This is a genomic window from Pontibacter sp. FD36 (assembly GCF_015686655.1).
In the GTDB taxonomy this organism is placed as follows: domain Bacteria; phylum Bacteroidota; class Bacteroidia; order Cytophagales; family Hymenobacteraceae; genus Pontibacter.
Genome location: NZ_JADPMP010000002.1, coordinates 146,239 through 164,062 on the forward strand (window position 1 = coordinate 146,239; position 17,824 = coordinate 164,062).

Annotated in this window: 17 protein-coding genes and 1 tRNA gene; 15 read left to right on the top strand and 3 right to left on the bottom strand. The window is 48.3% G+C overall.

What is annotated here, in order from left to right:
* Positions 1-13 precede the first annotated feature (13 nt).
* The 5 genes from thrS to I0P70_RS03080 all read left to right on the top strand — a co-directional run bounded on the left by thrS (position 14) and on the right by I0P70_RS03080 (position 4,763).
* Positions 14-1,954 carry a threonine--tRNA ligase gene (gene thrS / locus I0P70_RS03060; RefSeq protein ID WP_196114730.1) on the top strand — a complete coding sequence of 647 codons (1,941 nt, stop codon included), beginning with the start codon at positions 14-16 and terminating at the stop codon, positions 1,952-1,954.
* Between the two features lie 119 nt (positions 1,955-2,073).
* Positions 2,074-2,598, top strand: coding sequence for a translation initiation factor IF-3 (infC, locus tag I0P70_RS03065; RefSeq protein WP_007656418.1), 525 nt, complete (start codon positions 2,074-2,076; stop codon positions 2,596-2,598).
* Positions 2,599-2,621: 23 nt separating this feature from the next.
* Positions 2,622-2,816 carry a 50S ribosomal protein L35 gene (rpmI, locus tag I0P70_RS03070; RefSeq protein WP_007656420.1) on the top strand — a complete coding sequence of 65 codons (195 nt, stop codon included), beginning with the start codon at positions 2,622-2,624 and terminating at the stop codon, positions 2,814-2,816.
* Between the two features lie 97 nt (positions 2,817-2,913).
* Positions 2,914-3,258: a 50S ribosomal protein L20 gene (gene rplT, locus I0P70_RS03075; RefSeq protein WP_007656428.1), complete on the top strand. Its 345-nt coding sequence runs from the start codon at positions 2,914-2,916 to the stop codon at positions 3,256-3,258.
* A 230-nt stretch (positions 3,259-3,488) separates the two neighbouring features.
* Positions 3,489-4,763 (top strand): alginate export family protein, encoded by a 1,275-nt coding sequence (locus tag I0P70_RS03080; RefSeq protein WP_196114731.1) that lies wholly within the window; start codon positions 3,489-3,491, stop codon positions 4,761-4,763.
* Between the two features lie 59 nt (positions 4,764-4,822).
* On the opposite strand, the gene I0P70_RS03085 is transcribed toward I0P70_RS03080, so the two are convergent.
* Both I0P70_RS03085 and I0P70_RS03090 read right to left on the bottom strand, forming a co-directional pair.
* Entirely contained in the window at positions 4,823-5,308 is a 486-nt protein-coding gene (locus tag I0P70_RS03085) for a DUF4168 domain-containing protein (protein WP_196114732.1), read from the bottom strand.
* Between the two features lie 231 nt (positions 5,309-5,539).
* Positions 5,540-5,613 (bottom strand) — tRNA-Met (locus I0P70_RS03090).
* A gap of 135 nt (positions 5,614-5,748) precedes the next feature.
* On the opposite strand from I0P70_RS03090, the gene I0P70_RS03095 reads away from it, so the two are divergent.
* From I0P70_RS03095 to bshB1, 8 genes are all read left to right on the top strand, one after another.
* On the top strand, positions 5,749-6,150 hold the full coding sequence (locus I0P70_RS03095) for an START-like domain-containing protein (protein WP_196114733.1): 402 nt from the start codon (positions 5,749-5,751) through the stop codon (positions 6,148-6,150).
* A 100-nt stretch (positions 6,151-6,250) separates the two neighbouring features.
* Positions 6,251-7,678, top strand: a complete 1,428-nt coding sequence (locus I0P70_RS03100; protein ID WP_196114734.1) for an LptF/LptG family permease — start codon at positions 6,251-6,253, stop codon at positions 7,676-7,678.
* Positions 7,679-7,795: 117 nt separating this feature from the next.
* A complete protein-coding gene (gene rpsO, locus I0P70_RS03105) occupies positions 7,796-8,071 on the top strand; it encodes a 30S ribosomal protein S15 (RefSeq protein ID WP_007656434.1) in 276 nt (91 codons plus the stop codon).
* A gap of 147 nt (positions 8,072-8,218) precedes the next feature.
* The gene (locus I0P70_RS03110) at positions 8,219-10,357 is read left to right on the top strand and encodes a polyribonucleotide nucleotidyltransferase (protein ID WP_196114735.1); all 2,139 of its coding nucleotides are present in this window, start codon (positions 8,219-8,221) and stop codon (positions 10,355-10,357) included.
* A 192-nt stretch (positions 10,358-10,549) separates the two neighbouring features.
* On the top strand, positions 10,550-11,413 hold the full coding sequence (locus I0P70_RS03115) for an RNA polymerase sigma factor RpoD/SigA (protein WP_007656436.1): 864 nt from the start codon (positions 10,550-10,552) through the stop codon (positions 11,411-11,413).
* Between the two features lie 171 nt (positions 11,414-11,584).
* A complete protein-coding gene (gene trxB / locus I0P70_RS03120; protein ID WP_196114736.1) occupies positions 11,585-12,523 on the top strand; it encodes a thioredoxin-disulfide reductase in 939 nt (312 codons plus the stop codon).
* 286 nt (positions 12,524-12,809) lie between these two features.
* Positions 12,810-13,709, top strand: a complete 900-nt coding sequence (locus I0P70_RS03125; RefSeq protein WP_230391960.1) for a M23 family metallopeptidase — start codon at positions 12,810-12,812, stop codon at positions 13,707-13,709.
* A 13-nt stretch (positions 13,710-13,722) separates the two neighbouring features.
* Complete coding sequence (gene bshB1 / locus I0P70_RS03130; protein ID WP_196114738.1) at positions 13,723-14,442, top strand: bacillithiol biosynthesis deacetylase BshB1; 720 nt, start codon at positions 13,723-13,725, stop codon at positions 14,440-14,442.
* Positions 14,443-14,518: 76 nt separating this feature from the next.
* Here bshB1 and accC read toward each other — a convergent pair whose 3' ends face one another.
* The gene (gene accC, locus I0P70_RS03135) at positions 14,519-16,021 is read right to left on the bottom strand and encodes an acetyl-CoA carboxylase biotin carboxylase subunit (protein ID WP_196114739.1); all 1,503 of its coding nucleotides are present in this window, start codon (positions 16,019-16,021) and stop codon (positions 14,519-14,521) included.
* Positions 16,022-16,229: 208 nt separating this feature from the next.
* Here accC and I0P70_RS03140 point away from each other — a divergent pair, with 208 nt between their 5' ends.
* Together I0P70_RS03140 and I0P70_RS03145 are read left to right on the top strand one after the other, a co-directional pair.
* Positions 16,230-17,468, top strand: coding sequence for a pyridoxal phosphate-dependent aminotransferase family protein (locus I0P70_RS03140; protein WP_196114740.1), 1,239 nt, complete (start codon positions 16,230-16,232; stop codon positions 17,466-17,468).
* A gap of 106 nt (positions 17,469-17,574) precedes the next feature.
* Entirely contained in the window at positions 17,575-17,766 is a 192-nt protein-coding gene (locus tag I0P70_RS03145; protein ID WP_196114741.1) for a histone H1, read from the top strand.
* Positions 17,767-17,824 lie beyond the last annotated feature (58 nt).

Below are 17,824 nucleotides of genomic sequence, written 5' to 3' on the forward strand. Positions count from 1 at the left end.
CTAAGAAGAAAACATGATCAACATCACTTTGCCAGACGGCTCTGTACGCCAGTACCAGAAAGGTGTAACAGGCCTCGAGATCGCCAGCAGCATTAGCGAGGGCCTTGCCCGCAATGTTTTGGCCGTAAAGGTGAACGATTCCGTTTGGGATCTGTCTCGCCCCATTGAAGAAGATGCCAATGTGCAGCTGCTCACCTGGAACGACGATCTGGGCAAAAATACGTTCTGGCACTCTTCCGCCCACTTGTTGGCCGAAGCACTGGAAGAGCTATACCCAGGTATAAAATTCGGTATAGGTCCTCCTGTTGAGAACGGCTTTTACTATGACGTGGACCTGGGTGAGGGCAGAACTTTCTCGCAGGATGACTTCGCCAAAGTAGAGCAGAAAATGCTGGAACTGGCACGCGCCAAAAATGAATACAAGCGTGAGGAAGTATCAAAGGCCGACGCCATAAAGTATTTCACTGAGAAAGGTGACCAGTACAAGCTGGACCTGATCAAGGATCTGGAAGACGGTTCTATTACCTTCTATACCCAAGGCAATTTCGTAGACCTTTGCCGTGGACCGCATATTCCGAACACCGGCTTCATCAAGGCAGCCAAGCTGATGAACGTAGCCGGTGCTTATTGGAGAGGCGACGAGAAAAGCAAGCAGCTGACTCGTATTTACGGTGTCACTTTCCCGAAGCAGAAAGAGCTCACCGAATACCTGGAGCGCCTGGAAGAAGCCAAGAAACGTGACCACCGCAAGCTGGGTAAGGAGCTGGAGCTATTCGCTTTCTCTGAGAAAGTAGGTATGGGCTTGCCATTATGGTTGCCGAAAGGAACGCTGCTGCGTGAGCGCCTTGAGCAGTTCATGCGCAAAGCACAGGTGAAAGCCGGTTACCAGCCAGTAGTAACGCCACACATTGGCAGCAAGGAACTGTACATCACTTCCGGTCACTATGAGAAGTATGGAGCTGACTCGTTCCAGCCGATCAAAACGCCGAATGAAGGGGAGGAGTTCTTCCTGAAGCCAATGAACTGTCCGCACCACTGCGAGATCTACAAGACACGTCCGCGTTCCTATAAGGAGTTGCCGGTGCGTCTGGCTGAGTTCGGTACGGTATACCGCTACGAGCAAAGTGGTGAGCTACACGGCTTAACTCGTGTGCGTGGCTTTACGCAGGATGATGCCCATATCTTCTGCCGTCCGGACCAGGTAAAGGATGAGTTCAAAAAAGTAATTGACCTGGTGCTGTACGTGTTCAATGCCCTTGGTTTTGAAGACTATACTGCTCAGATATCCTTGCGTGATCCCGAGAACAAGCAGAAGTACATAGGTGGCGACGAGGCTTGGGAAAAGGCTGAGAGCGCGATCATAGAGGCTGCTGAGGAGAAAGGATTGCGCACTGTAACCGAACTGGGAGAGGCTGCGTTTTACGGACCAAAGCTCGACTTTATGGTACGCGACGCCTTGGGCCGCAAGTGGCAGCTTGGAACTATTCAGGTAGATTATCAGTTACCGGAACGCTTCCAATTGGAATACATTGGTGCTGATAACCAGAAACATCGCCCTGTGATGATCCACCGTGCGCCTTTTGGTTCACTGGAGCGTTTCGTAGCCGTTCTGATCGAGCACTGCGGTGGTAACTTCCCGCTGTGGCTGAGCCCGGAGCAGTTTGCCATCCTGCCAATCTCAGAGAAGTACCAGGACTTTGCACAGCAGGTATATGACCGACTGCAGCAGGAAGATATCCGTGGCTTCGTGGACAACCGCGATGAGAAGATCGGGCGTAAGATCCGTGACGCAGAAGTGAGCAAAGTGCCTTATATGCTGATCGTTGGAGAGAAAGAGCAGGAAAACGGAGCAGTCTCTGTTCGCAAACATGGAGAAGGTGATCTAGGCACGATGACAGTGGAGGAGTTCATCTCTAGCTTTCAGTCAAAAGTTGCTGAGATGCTGAACAATTAAAGAAAGATATTTTTTTCTTGATATAAAAAGTGCGATATTCGCACCCTGATTGTAGAAACTAAATTTAAGGAGGTAAAACTATAGCTACGCCAAACAAGCGCTACATCCCACGCGGAAAAGTGGAAGAGCCATACAAAGTCAATGATAAAATAACTGCCAGAGAGGTCCGGTTAGTTGGTGACAATGTAGAGCAGGGGGTATTCTCGACCAGAGATGCTCAGAAAATAGCGAATGAGCAGAATCTTGACCTGGTTGAGATTTCGCCAACTGCTAATCCACCGGTATGCCGAATCATCGACTACTCGAAATTCAAGTACGAGCAGAAGAAGAAGACCCGTGAGATGAAAGCGAAGGCTCAGAAAGTTGTCATCAAGGAGATCCGTTTCGGCCCTAACACAGATGACCACGACTTTGAGTTCAAGCTGAAGCACGCCAAGTCCTTCCTTGAAAGCGGTTTCAAGATCAAGTCCTATGTTCATTTCGTCGGTCGTACGATCGTGTTCAAGGAAAGAGGTGAGATCCTTTTGCTGAAGTTCGCGCAAGCGCTTGAGGACATTGCCAAGGTGGAGCAACTGCCTAAACTGGAAGGAAAGAGAATGTTTTTGATTCTTTCTCCGAAAGTAGCACCTCCTGCTAAAAAGTAATTTGTTTCATTAATTATATACACATGCCAAAAGTTAAAACAAAATCTGGTGCAAAGAAGCGTTTTTCTTTGACAGGTACTGGCAAGATTAAGCGTAAGCACGCTTACAAAAGCCACATCCTGACCAAGAAGACGACTAAGCAGAAGCGTAACTTGACACACACTGGCCTTGTAAGCTCAGCTGACATGGACAGAGTGAAGCTGATGCTTCAAATCTAATTCTCCGGAGTTAGAACGGTTAATTATTTAGTACGAACCCGGTATCTGGTCTTTTGAAGATTAAAATTTAATCACCAGCCGCCAAAACTTTTTAGAAATGCCTAGATCGGTAAACGTTGTCGCAGCGCGACACAGAAGAAAAAAAATGATGAAAATGGCCAAAGGTTACTTTGGCCGTCGCAAGAATGTCTGGACAGTTGCGAAAAACGCAATTGAAAAAGGTTTGCTTTATGCTTACCGTGACAGAAAAGCGAAAAAGAGAGATTTCCGCGCCCTTTGGATCCAGCGTATCAACGCAGGTGCACGTGAGCATGGCATGTCTTACTCTCAGCTAATGGGCGCTTTGAAAAAGGCGAACATCGACCTGAACCGCAAAGTACTTGCTGACCTGGCGATGAACCATCCGGAAGCTTTCAAGAGCATCGTTGACAAAGTAAAGTAATTTACTTTAGATATATTACAAAAGAGGGCCTGGCGCAAGTCAGGCCCTCTTTGCGTTTATACCTGTCTGCAAACTAACTAAAGTCATCTTTGCGTATGACTGCTGTCATCGCGCATGGGTAGGAAGTTGCGCTACTTCGCATCATAGCGGTCAAACACATATGATCAGGTCAGTTGTACTAGCCTGGCGTACGTTGACCCGTTTATCTCACCTTCCAAATCGATGCGGACATGGAAAAGAGTTTTACCCGAAAACTGCTGCTGTTAGCAGCTTTTATCTGGCTGCCCCTGCAAGCAGCCTGGGCTCAGCTATACCTGACACCCCAGGTCAGGCCAAGAGCTGAGTGGCGCAATGGCTACCAAAGCTTGCCTGATGGTCAGAATGGAGCCTTCTTTGTGAACCAGCGCTCCCGGCTCACACTTGATTACAAGCAAGACAAGGTGCAGATGAAGTTTAGTTTGCAAGATGTCAGGGTATGGGGCGATGAGCTACACCTGAAAGACGTACCATCCACGGCCATGCATGAGGCCTGGGGGGAATTTGCCTTGTCAGATAAGTTCGCAGTCAGGCTAGGCCGTCAGGAGTTCGTTTACAACAACGATCGCCTGCTTGGCAATGTGGACTGGGTACAGCAGGCTCGAAGTCATGACGGGGTGCTGCTCAAAGCAAGGTGGCAGGGGATAAGCCTTGATGCAGGTGGTGCTTTTAACCAGGAGAGAGAAGCGCTGTTTGATACCCATTACAGTATGAACAACTATAAAGTGCTTGGCTTCCTATGGGCACAGAAACAGCTGAATGACCAGTTCACGGTGTCCGCTATGCACATTAGCGACGGCTTTCAGCGACCTGATACAGTAGGGGGTGTTTACTTCCGTCATACCTACGGACTGGACCTGAACTACCAGCAAGAACGTGCGCAGTTCAATGGCGCCCTGTACAGACAGTCAGGCGAGCATGGCAGTGGCAAGCGGATCTCAGCTTACCTGGCGGTGGCAGAAGCATCCTATACCTTACAGCATTTGCGCTTCACCATCGGCACCACTTATCTGTCCGGTATGGCAGGTCACGACAGCAAAGTGCGTTCCTTTAACACACTGTATGCGACTAACCATAAGTTCTATGGCTTCATGGATTACTTTATCAATGTTCCGGCCGACTCGCGACAGGGTGGATTGCATAACAGCTACTTTAAAACCAGCTATAATCTAAAGGGTAAGTATAGCCTTTCATTGGACTACCACTATTTTGCACTGGCCAAAAACCTGGGCGCTTCGGAGACACTTCCCGGCACCAGCGATCGTTATTTGGGATCAGAGCTGGATGCAGTAGTCCACTACAAGCACTCTGATCAAATTCAGTTTTTTATTGGGTACAGTACATTGTTTGCGGGCAGCTCCATGGAAGCGATAAAGCCGGGCAGTGCTGCTGCCTATGCCGATTGGGGGTGGGTGATAGTCAACATCCAGCCGCGTGTCCTGCTAAAGTCGTTTGAGAAAGATAGATAAGTTATAAAAAAGGCCCCTGCCAAATTCTGGCAAGGGCCTTTCGTCTGCTGGTATCAGCTCTATTTCGCCATCAGTTCGTGTACTTTTGCCTTCACGGCTTCGTCCTGCTGGTAGACCGTCACGATCTCTCTGTATTTGTCTTCGGTAAGGCCTTCTTCTTCAAGAGCCTTTTTTACATTTTCCTTTACAGTAGGCTGTATCTCTACAATCTGCTGCGCAGCTTTGTCAAAAGCGGCCAGTTGCTCGGGGCTTGCACCTGATTCTGCGAGTTTCTGCTCACGCTGTGCCTGTGCGTACTTATTGAACTGCTCTACATCCATACCTGCTTCTTGAATAATATTGAGCATGTTCTGTTGACCTTCCTTCTGGATAGCCGTCACCTTTGCGTTTGCCTGCAAAAACTTTTTGAGTTCCTCTTCAGAGAACCTGTCCTGCTGAAGCTGTTCCTGCTGAGTTACTTCATATGCCTGCTGTGCTGATGCGGATTGAGCGTACCCAAGGGCGAAGAGAACGAGAGCACCTGACAAAATCTTTTTCATTTTCATGATCGGTTGTTTTAAGGGATTAGGTTAAAAAAAGAGTCACAAAAAACTCCTGGCAGGTCGACTGCAGGAGCCCATAAATTTTAAGATAGTAAAAAGAGAAGCCAGTGCCAAAAGAAAAAGAAATCTCTTCTGAGAGGTCAACACAATTGCCGGATTATGCAAAAGGCGTGAGGGATGGGGAGTATAAGCAAGAGGGCATAAAAAAAGCCCCAGACATAGTCTGGGGCTTTGTAGCGGGGAGCAGAATCGAACTGCCGACCTCAGGGTTATGAATCCTGCGCTCTAACCATCTGAGCTACCCCGCCGAATTGTGGTGCAAATATAAGGGGTAACTTTTTAAAAAAGCAACAATTGATGCACAAAAAAATATTTTATTTTCTGTATATTTAGCAAATCAGAAATTAATACTATACTTACTCAGTCACTTACAATACCAGACAATGAAAGCTACAAAGACGAAATTTGTGCATGAGTACCCAATAAATGCATCTGCCCGCTTGCTATACCCATACCTGAGCACTCCAAGTGGTCTGGCCCAGTGGTTTTCTGACGATGTTTCGGTAAACGAAGACAAAGTGTTCAACTTCTTTTGGGATGGTCGCAATCATTATGCTGAAATGACAAACCATCGCACGAATCGCTCTGTGCGCTTCTTGTTTCTCAACGAGGACAAATCACACGCTTCCGATCCATCTTATATCGACTTCTCAATCGAAACAAGTGAACTGACGCAGGAGCAGTATCTGAAAGTAGTGGACTACTCAGAGGAAAATGACGAAGAAGAGCTGGAAGAGTTATGGGAGCACTTGCTGCAGAAACTTCGTGAAATAGTGGGAGGGTAGCACATCTTAGCTTCAAAGGCTTATCTTTGCACGATTTTTGAAAGTCCGGTGTTAAAGAAAAAAACTGGGATTTTTGATGCCCGCATGCCAATTGGCCCACATGAAGAAACTAGATAAGCTAATACTTAAATCATTTGCCGGACCATTCTTGCTCACGTTTGCCATCGTGGAGTTTATCCTGCTTACGCAGTATATGCTCAAATACCTCGATGAGTTAGTGGGCAAAGACCTTGGGTACGACGTTTTTGCAGAACTGCTGTTTTATTTCAGCATCAATATGGCACCTGTGGCTCTGCCATTGGCGGTGCTGCTTTCGGCGCTTATGACGTTTGGTACGCTGGGAGAGCACCATGAGCTCACAGCTATTAAAACGTCAGGTATAGCGCTGCCGCGTATTTTGCGTCCGGTTGCCTTTTTTGTGGTTTCGCTTTCTATTGGAGCCTTCTTCTTCAACAACTACGTGGTTCCGAAAGCCAACCTGAAGGCTTATAGTCTGCTATGGGATATCAGACAGAAAAAGCCTGCCATGAACTTTAAAGAGGGCGCTTTTTACAATGGATTGCCCGGCTACAGCATCAAGATTAACGAGAAGCTAAATGATGGCCGCTCACTGCGTGACATCATGATCTATGATCACTCGAAGGGGGGCAACAATACCACCGTTATACTGGCCGACTCGGGGCAGATGTATACCGAGCATGATGACAATTACCTGATTCTGGAGCTTTTCAGGGGGAATACCTATGTGGATCAGAACAACGGTGGATTCCGTAATTCGTCTGAGCAGTTCGTGCGGGAGAAGTTTGATGCCACTAAAATCATCTTCAGCCTTGCTTCTTTTGAGTTGGGGCGTACCCGTGAAGAACTCTTCTCTGACAACAAGATGATGAAGAACATTGGGCAGCTGACATCGGTAACGGACTCCTTGCGTCGCTCGGGGGTACGGGAGCGGCAGATGTACGCGCCAAATGTGGACCCGTTCTATATGTACTTTAAAGCCGATACAGGGCAGGTGAAAAATGGACTGCCGGTGACCAAGGTACTGCCTGACTCGGTACACGAGCGGAAAGATCTGTCACCGATTACGGCTGATGTGATGCTGGCAGCAGCAAATAAAGCCCGTAACGTGAAAAGCTTTACAGGTAGCTACAAAGAGCGGGTGACAACACTTAGTCGTGATGCTAACAACTATGAGATTGAGATCTGGCGCAAGTATACGCAGTCATTTGCCATCCTGATCATGTTCCTGATCGGAGCCCCATTAGGAGCTATCATTAAGAAAGGTGGTCTGGGAGTACCTGTGATCATCTCGATCATGTTTTTTATCGTGATGTATGTGCTGGGCATACTAGGGGAGAAATGGGCCAGAGAGGGGCTCGTCTCTGTAGAGGCGGGGATGTGGGGAGCAAACGCTATCCTGCTGCCAATCGGCATGTTTTTCCTGTATCAGGCACAGAATGACTCCAGCCTGCTGGAGGTAGACTTCTGGCGCAAACTCATGACCCGACTAAAGCGCAGCAAAATATAGCCCTGCGTTAAAATAACTCGACGCAAATAGTTTTTTAATATAGATATTTTATTTAACTTTGCGGCTTATACGGGAAACTATCCACTGAATATAACAGATTGATATTTTTTATACGCAATGAAATTAACTACTGAAGCGAAACAAGAAATTTTTGAGAAGTACAGCCTGACCAAGTCTAAGACTGACACTGGTTCTGCAGAAGGCCAGATCGCGCTGTTCACTACGCGCATTGCTGATCTGACAGAGCACCTGAAAGTTCATAGAAAAGACTTCGGCACTCGCCTTGGACTTCTTAAGCTGGTAGGTAAGAGAAGAAGACTTCTGAACTACCTGCAGAAAAATGACATTGAAAGATACAGAGCGATCATCGCCGAGCTTGGTATCCGTAAATAAGCTTATATTGAGTTAGGGAATTTCTTACAGGGATTCCCTAATTTTTTCTGCCCCCTTTTGTATTTCCCCCTTCCTCTTTGCCAGTACCCCAGCAGCGGCTGCAAACGGTAGCCCTGTTCTATTTGATGCTAAAAACAATAATTGAAGATGTCACAAAACGCGATCACTAAAACAATCATTCTTCCGGATGGCCGGGAGATCATAATCGAAACTGGTAAATTAGCCAAGCAGGCTGACGGATCTGTGGTAGTAAAGATGGGTAACACCATGCTATTGGCAGCCGTTGTTTCTAACAAAGAAGCCCGCGAAGGAGTTGACTTTTTGCCTCTATCTGTAGACTATCAGGAGAAATTCGCTTCTTCTGGCAAGATACCTGGAGGCTTCCTGAAAAGAGAGGCTCGCCTTTCTGACTACGAAATTCTGATTTCGCGCCTGGTAGACCGCATTCTGCGCCCTATGTTCCCGGGTGACTACCATGCCGAAACGCAAATGACTATACATATGATCTCTGCTGATACAGAGATCCTGCCTGATGCGCTTGCTGCCTTGGCTGCCTCTGCCGCACTGGCAGTTTCTGATATCCCTTTCAACGGCCCGATCTCTGAGGTTCGTGTTGCCCGTATCGACGGTCAGCTGGTGATCAACCCGCTGGCGTCTGATCTGCAGCGCGCCGACATTGACATGATCGTAGGTGCTTCTATGGACAGCGTAGCCATGGTGGAAGGTGAAATGAACGAAGTGTCTGAAGAAGAGATGCTCGAAGCAATTGCCTTTGCACACGAAGCGATCAAAGTGCAGTGCCAGGCACAGCTGGAGCTGGCCGAAATGGTTGGAAAACTGCAGAAGCGTGAGTACTCACACGAAACGCACAACGACGAGTTGCGCCAGAAGGTATACGATGCCACTTACGAGAAAGCTTACGAAGTTGCAAAGCGTGGCCGTGCAAACAAATCTGAACGTAAAGAAGGATTTGCTTCTGTATTGAATGAATTTATCGAATCGCTGGGTGAGGAGCACGAGTTTGACCTTGGCCTGATCAAGACTTACTACCACGATGTGGAGAAAGAAGCGGTTCGCAACATGATCCTGAACGACCGCGTTCGTCTGGATGGTCGTCAGCTGAACGAGATTCGTCAAATCTGGTCAGAAGTAAACTATCTGCCAGCTACACACGGTTCTGCTGTATTTACCCGCGGTGAAACACAGTCGCTGACAACTGTGACACTTGGTACCAAACTGGATGAGCAGATGATCGACAGTGCCATGGTATCAGGTTCAAACAAATTCCTGTTGCACTATAACTTCCCTGCCTTTTCTACTGGTGAGGTGAAGCCAAACAGAGGCCCTGGACGTCGTGAGATTGGTCACGGTAACCTGGCACTGCGTGCACTTAAGAAAGTACTTCCAGCTGACGCTGAGAACCCATATACAATCCGTATCGTTTCCGATATCCTGGAATCTAACGGTTCTTCTTCTATGGCTACCGTATGTGCCGGCTCCCTGGCACTGATGGATGCAGGTGTTCCTGTAAAGGATGCCGTATCAGGTATAGCAATGGGTCTGATCACGGATGAGCGCACTGGTAACTTTGCCGTTCTTTCTGATATCCTGGGTGATGAAGACCACCTTGGTGATATGGACTTCAAAGTAGCTGGTACCAGCAAAGGTATCACGGCCTGCCAGATGGACATCAAAGTACAGGGCTTGTCACATGAAGTGCTAAGCCAGGCTTTGGCTCAGGCAAAAGACGGTCGTCTGCACATTCTCGGTGAGATGAACAAGACAATCTCAGCTCCAGCTGCAGACTACAAGCCGCATACGCCACGTTCATTCAACATGGTGATCGACAAGGAGTTCATTGGTGCAGTAATCGGACCAGGTGGTAAAGTGATCCAGCAGATCCAGAAAGACACTGGAGCTACGATCATCATCGAGGAGAAGAACGAGAAAGGCCATGTAAACATTTTCGCCAGCAACCAGGATTCTATGAACAGTGCCGTGAGCAAGGTCAAAGCGATCGTGGCGCAACCTGAGATAGGAGAGGTGTACATTGGTAAAGTGAAATCGATTCAGCCTTACGGTGCATTCGTTGAGTTCATGGCCGGCAAAGATGGTTTGCTGCACATTTCAGAGATCAAGCACGAACGCCTCGAAACGATGGACGGCGTGTTGGAGATCGGCGAAGAAGTGAAAGTGAAACTCATCGACGTCGATAAGAAAACAGGTAAATTTAAGCTTTCCCGTAAGGCTATTTTACCAAAGCCGGGCGCTGAAGCGCAACAATAATCAAACAATTTAATACTCCTGATGCCCGTTCCGTATAAGGCGGAGTGGTGTCAGGAGTATTATGTTTTGCTGTCGCGTACTAGCTTCTTGATTTTATTCTTAAAATGTAAGAACTTTGCGCGATTTTCTGATGTTACCACTCCGAGCCCGGAATTAAGATTTTCACATTTTTTGTAATAACAACATACTCTGATGAGACAACTCAAGATAAGCAAACAGATCACCAACCGCGAAAGCCAGTCGCTGGACAAGTACCTTCAGGAGATTGGTAAAGTTGATTTGCTTACACCAGATGAGGAGGTATCGCTTGCTCAGAGAATCAAAGAGGGAGATCAGTTTGCACTTGAGAAATTGACGAAAGCCAACTTGCGTTTCGTTGTGTCGGTTGCCAAGCAGTACCAGAACCAAGGCCTTTCACTAGGCGACCTTATCAACGAAGGTAACCTGGGTCTGATCAAAGCTGCCAAGCGCTTCGACGAAACAAGAGGTTTCAAATTCATCTCTTATGCAGTTTGGTGGATCCGTCAGTCTATTCTGCAGGCATTGGCCGAGCAGTCTCGTATTGTGCGTCTGCCGCTGAACCGTGTTGGTTCTCTTAACAAGATCTCTAAGTCTTTCTCTGAACTGGAGCAGAAATTTGAGCGTGAGCCTTCTCCGGAAGAGATCGCGGAGGTGCTGGAGCTGACAACCGCTGAGGTTGTGGATACGCTTAAGATCTCTGGACGCCACGTATCTGTAGATGCTCCGTTCGTGCAGGGCGAGGAAAACCGCCTGCTGGACGTGCTGGAGAATGAAGACGAAGAGTCACCTGACACTGGTTTGATGAACGACTCGCTTCGTAAAGAAGTGCAGCGCGCACTTTCGACCCTTACCAAGCGTGAGGCCGATGTGATTACGCTTTACTTCGGCCTGAACGGTGAGCATTCACTGACACTGGAGGAGATCGGGGAGAAGTTCAACCTGACCCGTGAGCGTGTACGCCAGATCAAGGAAAAAGCCATTCGCAGACTGCGTCATACATCTAGGAGCAAGGCACTGAAGCCTTATCTGGGTTAAGCAATAGGAACATGACAAAGAGCCCTGTCCGTAAGGTCAGGGCTCTTTGCATTTCAGGCTATGCAGGTACGCTGTCTGCCGTGTTCAGGCTAATTAACATAGGAAGTATGCAGGCAGAGCATGAGAAATTTTGTATACTTGCAACCAATTTCGATAAAGCGCTACATAAACATGGAAATAGAAAAAGTAAAATGCCTGATCATCGGTTCAGGTCCCGCTGGGTATACAGCAGCCATCTATGCTTCCCGTGCCGGATTGAACCCTGTATTGTATCAGGGATTGCAGCCAGGCGGACAGCTGACCATTACCAATGATGTAGAAAACTACCCCGGCTACCCCGACGGCATCAACGGCCCTCAGATGATGGAGGACTTTAAGCGACAGGCGGAGCGTTTCGGCACCGATGTCAGGTATGGCATCGCAACTGCCGTGGATTTTTCGTCGCAGCCCCACAAAGTGACCATTGACGACCAGAAGGTAATTGAGGCGCATACCGTGATCATATCAACCGGTGCGTCTGCCAAGTGGCTGGGCATGGAGTCAGAAGCCCGCCTGAACGGCAGTGGCGTGAGTGCCTGTGCCGTTTGCGACGGTTTCTTTTACCGCGGACAGGACGTGGCCATTGTAGGCGCCGGAGACACGGCGGCTGAAGAGGCAACCTACCTTTCCAACATCTGCAACAAGGTATACATGATCGTGCGCCGTGACGAAATGCGTGCCTCCACCATCATGCAGGAGCGGGTGAAGAAAACCAAAAATATCGAGATTCTCTGGAACTCTGTAACCGACGAGATCCTGGGCGAGGAGGTAGTAGAGGCTGTGCGCGTGCGAAACGTGCTGACAGACGAGCTGCGCGAGATTCCCGTGAAGGGCTTTTTCGTGGCGATCGGTCACAAGCCCAACTCCGACATTTTCGCTGATTACCTGAACCTGGACGAGAACGGCTATATCCGCACCATTCCGGGGACAAGCAAAACCAACATCGACGGCGTGTTTGCCTGCGGCGATGTGCAGGACTTCACCTACCGCCAGGCTGTGACAGCGGCTGGATCAGGTTGTATGGCTGCCCTGGATGCGGAACGCTATCTGGCTGCTCAGGATTTGCACTAAAAATCACCTATAAGTCAAGCCTGCCAGGCATATTCTTTTTAGTTTGGTAAGGACTGACCACAATAAAATGGCGTTGCTTTAGTTAGTTTTGCGTGAATTAGCCCTACTGATACTGCTCCGCCTAATATCCAATATAATGCTAAAGTATAAAGCACCCCTTACGATTGCACTCTTTTTGCTCTGTCTTATAGCCGGGACTGACAGTGCCTTTGCTCAGGGTAAGGTCAAGGATCTATTTAAGGTAAAGTCACCTAAGATAGATTATGTTCGGCCTGACACCACTATCTTGATTAAGTACGAGGAGTTTCCGGAAGATGAATCGGATGCTGGCAAATCGATCTTTTTTAATCCGAAGAGAGAGCTTTCGATTGTTAGTGAAGATACCTCAGAGCTTGATCTAGGAGAGCAGCACATTGTAGAAGTATCGGAAGAGGTGCTGATCGACTCGGCCTGGATTAAGATAGCAGGTTACTATGCCATCTGGGATACGCGGAATATCAACCCGTACCGGATGGATGGGCGTCAGCTCAAGGACACAGTGGATATTACCCTGTATGACCCAAGGTCTAACCGCGATTACAAAATGCCACTAGAGAAAACGCCTGTTACAAGCCGTTTCGGACACAGGGGTTATCGCTGGCATTATGGTACTGACATTGACCTGAACACCGGCGACTCCATTTATGCTGCTTTTGACGGGGTTGTACGCATCAATAAGTGGGATGGCGGAGGTTATGGTAACTACATTGTGCTGCGCCACTACAACGGCTTAGAGACCCTTTACGGGCATATGAGCAGAACCATCGCAGAGACGGGACAGTTTGTAAAAGCCGGCGAAGTGATTGGTTTAGGTGGCAGCACCGGACGAAGTTCAGGTCCTCACCTGCACTATGAAGTACGTTACCAGGGCAATCCGCTTGATCCGGAGCTGATGTATGATTTCCCTGACTATTTGCTCAAAGGACAAAGCTTCGTTATCACCTCTGCCTTGTTCAACTATTATAACAGGGCAAAGGGCAGTAGCAGCAGCGGCTCCCGCAAAGCCTCTTACCACAAAGTGCGAAGCGGAGATACCCTGTCAGGTATAGCAAAGCGCTATGGTGTGTCTGTGAGCCAGATCACTAAACTGAACGGCATCAGCACGCGTACCACCCTGAAGGTTGGGCGTTCGCTCAGAATCAAATAAGAATTAATTGAAAATGAAGTTAGATATACTTGCCTTTGCCTCACACCCGGATGATGTAGAGCTTGGCTGTGCGGGTACACTGATAGCCCATATCGCCGCAGGCAAAAAGGCTGGGGTAGTGGACCTGACACGTGGTGAACTCGGAACGAGAGGCACACCTGCTGAGCGAGTGGAAGAAGCAGAGGAAGCCGCCAGGATCATGGGGCTTTCAGTGCGTGACAACCTTGGCTTTGCAGATGGTTTCTTTGCTAACGACAAAGAACATCAGTTGCAGATCGTACGCAAGGTGCGCCAGTATCAACCTGATATCGTACTAATGAATGCGCTGCACGACAGGCACCCGGACCATGGTCGCGGAGCGGCTGTAGTAGCTGAGGCTTGCTTCCTTGCTGGTTTGAAGATGATCAAGACTTTGGGTGATGACGGGCTGGAACAGCAGGCCTGGAGACCGAAGGCGATGTACAACTTCATTCAGGACCGCTACATCAAGCCTGACTTTGTGATGGATGTGACGCCTCATTGGGAAAAGAAAATTGAAACCATCCGGGCCTTCAGAACACAGTTCTATAATCCTGATGATAACTCTCCGAATACCTACATCTCGTCGCCGGAGTTTCTGGATTTCATCGAAGCCAGAGCCCGCGAGTATGGGCATGCAATTGGGGTAACCTTTGGGGAGGGCTTTACCTCGGCTAAGCAGGTAGGGGTACGTAACCTTTTCGATCTGATTTAATAACCAGACGAGTATACAAACAGAAGGGGCCGGTCATTTGACCGGCCCCTTCTGTTATTTTAGAATAGGCTATACCTTATTTCACTCTGTTTTTGCGCCAGTTGGAAACTGTGCCGTTTTGTGTGCCGGTGCTCGGCGTACTTACTTTAGGCTTGTTGTTTCCTAACAGCATAGCGGCCAGTACTGCAGCTATTTCATCTGCGTCTTCGGTTGATTTTGGCTCCAGTACGCTTGGGCTAAAGTAGCGTTCAATGAATTTGGTGTCGAAGTTACCTGAAACAAAAGCTTCGTGCTGGAGCACAAATGTGCCGAAAGGAAGGGTAGTCTCTATACCTGTGATCTTGTATTCATCAATGGCGCGCAGCATTTTCTCAATGGCTTCCTGGCGGTCTTTTCCGAAGGTAACCAGTTTTGCGATCATCGGGTCATAGTAGATCGGAATGTCCATACCTTGCTCAAAACCATCATCTACGCGCACACCAAGCCCTTGTGGACGAACGTATGTTTCCAAACGTCCGATGTCCGGCAGGAAGTTATTAGCAGGGTCTTCGGCGTATACCCGCAATTCCAGTGCATGGCCGTTTATGGTCAGGTCTTCCTGGCGGAAGCTAAGCGGATTGCCTTCTGCAATTAATATCTGCTCTTTCACCAGGTCCAAACCTGTGATCTGCTCTGTTACCGGATGTTCTACCTGCAGACGGGTGTTCATTTCCAGGAAGTAGAAGTTGAGGTTCTCATCCACTAGGAACTCCACTGTACCAGCACCCACATAGTCGCAGGCCTTGGCTACGTCCACGGCGCATCGGCCCATTTCATCACGAAGCTCAGGAGTTAAGACAGCAGAAGGGGCTTCCTCGATCACTTTCTGATGACGACGCTGAATAGAACACTCTCGCTCAAAAAGATGGACGATGTTGCCATGCGTATCGCCCAGTACCTGTATTTCGATGTGACGGGGAGAACCAATATATTTTTCAATGAAGACAGAGCCGTCGCCAAAGGCAGATGTTGCTTCGCTCACAGCCAGTTTCATTTGCTCTTCAAATACATCCACGCTTTCCACTACGCGCATACCCTTACCGCCACCACCGGCACTGGCCTTGATCAGGATCGGGAAACCTACATTTGAGGCAATTTCCTTGGCTTCTTCCACATCCGAAATAGCCTCTTCGGTGCCAGGCACCATCGGGATCTTATACTTGGATACAGCGGCTTTGGCGGCCAGCTTACTACCCATCAGCTCGATGGCTTCAGGTGAGGGACCGATAAAGATCAGACCCGCCTCCTGCACTTTACGTGCAAAATTTGCGTTCTCAGAAAGGAAGCCATAGCCTGGATGGATCGCATCTACCTGTAGGCGCTTGCAGACATCAATGATCACATCACCCCGCAGGTATGATTCATTTGACTTGGGTCCACCTACGCAAACAGCCTCGTCAGCGTAGCGCACATGCAGGGCGTTACGGTCAGCCTCGCTGTAGATGGCTACTGTGCTGATACCCATTTCTTTGGCGGAGCGCATCACACGAAGCGCGATTTCACCACGGTTTGCTACCAGTATCTTCTTGATTTTTCTCATGCAGGAGCTAAGCTTTATTTTCTTCAAAGAAACAGTATAACAGGCAAACTTAAAAATGAGCACCCGAAAAAGGAGCAGTAGGAGTATTAGAAATTGTTTATGAATCTATAAAATCATAAATTTGCAGGCATTATACTTAGAACTGAATATATAGTATAACTAGCTATATAAGAACCTTAAATTATCCCGAAACTTAATTAAACACAAGGTGGATTTATTTGAAAAGTTGTTGACCAACAGAGGTCCGTTAGGCAGCCACTCACATTATGCGCATGGCTATTTCACGTTTCCAAAGCTTGAGGGGGAGATCGCTCCGCGCATGAAGTTCAGGGGCAAGGAGGTACTTACCTGGAGCCTTAACAACTACCTGGGTCTGGCTAATCACCCGGAAGTGCGTAAAGCTGATGCTGAAGCCGCTGCTGAGTGGGGTATGGCCTACCCGATGGGTGCCCGTATTATGTCTGGAAACTCAAACATGCATGAAAAGCTGGAGTCTGATCTGGCTGAATTTGTGCAGAAACCTGACGCCCTGTTGTTGAACTTCGGTTACCAAGGTGTTGTGTCGATCATTGATGCGCTGGTAGATCGCCATGATGTGATCGTGTACGACGCAGAATCACACGCTTGTATCATTGACGGGGTGCGTCTGCACCAGGGTAAGCGCTTTGTATACGGCCACAACGACATGGCCAGCCTTGAGAAGCAATTGGAGCGTGCTACACGCTGGGCTGAGAACACGGGTGGCGCCATTTTGGTGATCACGGAAGGTGTATTCGGTATGTCTGGTAACCTGGGCAAACTGAAAGAAGTGGTGGAGCTGAAGAAGAAATTCCAGTTCAGACTGTTGGTTGACGATGCGCATGGTTTCGGTACAATGGGTAAGACCGGTGCCGGTACAGGTGAGCACCTGGGTGTGCAGGACGGTATCGACGTATACTTTTCTACTTTTGCCAAGTCTATGGCCAGCATTGGTGCCTTTGTAGCTGCCGACGAGCAGGTGGTAGAGTACCTGCGCTATAACATGCGTTCGCAGATTTTTGCCAAGTCGCTTCCAATGCCTTTGACAGTTGGTGCCATTAAGCGTCTGGAGTTGCTGCGCACACAGCCAGAGTTGAAAGACAAACTGTGGGAGGTGGTAAACGCACTGCAGACTGGTCTGCGCGAAAAAGGCTTCAATATCGGTACAACTGAGTCGCCTGTTACGCCAGTATTCCTGAACGGTCAGATTCCGGATGCGACCCAGCTGACGCTCGATCTGCGTGAGAACTACAACATCTTCTGCTCTATCGTGGTGTATCCAGTAGTGCCGAAGGATGTGATCATGCTACGTCTTATTCCAACAGCCGTGCACACGCTCGACGATGTGAAGGAGACGATCGACGCTTTCGAAAAGATTGCACAAAAACTAGATAAAGGTCTATACTCAAAGGCCTCTGTGTCCGCTTAATTTGCTCTAAAGGCATATATTAAAGTTTGCTAATCTTTGCATGTTATCATTTAATGTGTATATTGGAGCAGTAAAAACAAATGTTTCACTATAATAAACACCTCAAATGAACAACAACTTTGGCAAACTCAAGGACCTAGTAATGTCTCTTGAAGCTGACTTCGAGAAATTCTACGACAAGAACAATGCAGCTGCCGGTACTCGCGTACGTAAAGGCATGCAGGACCTGAAAAACATGGCTCAGGACATCCGTAAGGAAGTTCAGGACATGAAAAACAGCGCTACAGAGACTAAATAAGTAACTCTTTAAGCAATAGCAACAAAAAAGGTGATCTGAAAAGATCACCTTTTTTGTT

What these genes read in the sequence shown, in the direction of transcription:
- I0P70_RS03100 (WP_196114734.1), top strand. Translation starts at nt 6,251, where the DNA reads ATGAAGAAACTAGATAAGCTAATACTTAAATCATTTGCCGGACCATTC.
- I0P70_RS03085 (WP_196114732.1), bottom strand. Translation starts at nt 5,308, where the DNA reads ATGAAAATGAAAAAGATTTTGTCAGGTGCTCTCGTTCTCTTCGCCCTT.
- trxB (WP_196114736.1), top strand. Translation starts at nt 11,585, where the DNA reads ATGGAAATAGAAAAAGTAAAATGCCTGATCATCGGTTCAGGTCCCGCT.
- rplT (WP_007656428.1), top strand. Translation starts at nt 2,914, where the DNA reads ATGCCTAGATCGGTAAACGTTGTCGCAGCGCGACACAGAAGAAAAAAA.
- accC (WP_196114739.1), bottom strand. Translation starts at nt 16,021, where the DNA reads ATGAGAAAAATCAAGAAGATACTGGTAGCAAACCGTGGTGAAATCGCG.
- I0P70_RS03145 (WP_196114741.1), top strand. Translation starts at nt 17,575, where the DNA reads ATGAACAACAACTTTGGCAAACTCAAGGACCTAGTAATGTCTCTTGAA.
- rpsO (WP_007656434.1), top strand. Translation starts at nt 7,796, where the DNA reads ATGAAATTAACTACTGAAGCGAAACAAGAAATTTTTGAGAAGTACAGC.
- thrS (WP_196114730.1), top strand. Translation starts at nt 14, where the DNA reads ATGATCAACATCACTTTGCCAGACGGCTCTGTACGCCAGTACCAGAAA.
- I0P70_RS03115 (WP_007656436.1), top strand. Translation starts at nt 10,550, where the DNA reads ATGAGACAACTCAAGATAAGCAAACAGATCACCAACCGCGAAAGCCAG.
- bshB1 (WP_196114738.1), top strand. Translation starts at nt 13,723, where the DNA reads ATGAAGTTAGATATACTTGCCTTTGCCTCACACCCGGATGATGTAGAG.
- I0P70_RS03110 (WP_196114735.1), top strand. Translation starts at nt 8,219, where the DNA reads ATGTCACAAAACGCGATCACTAAAACAATCATTCTTCCGGATGGCCGG.
- I0P70_RS03095 (WP_196114733.1), top strand. Translation starts at nt 5,749, where the DNA reads ATGAAAGCTACAAAGACGAAATTTGTGCATGAGTACCCAATAAATGCA.
- rpmI (WP_007656420.1), top strand. Translation starts at nt 2,622, where the DNA reads ATGCCAAAAGTTAAAACAAAATCTGGTGCAAAGAAGCGTTTTTCTTTG.
- I0P70_RS03080 (WP_196114731.1), top strand. Translation starts at nt 3,489, where the DNA reads ATGGAAAAGAGTTTTACCCGAAAACTGCTGCTGTTAGCAGCTTTTATC.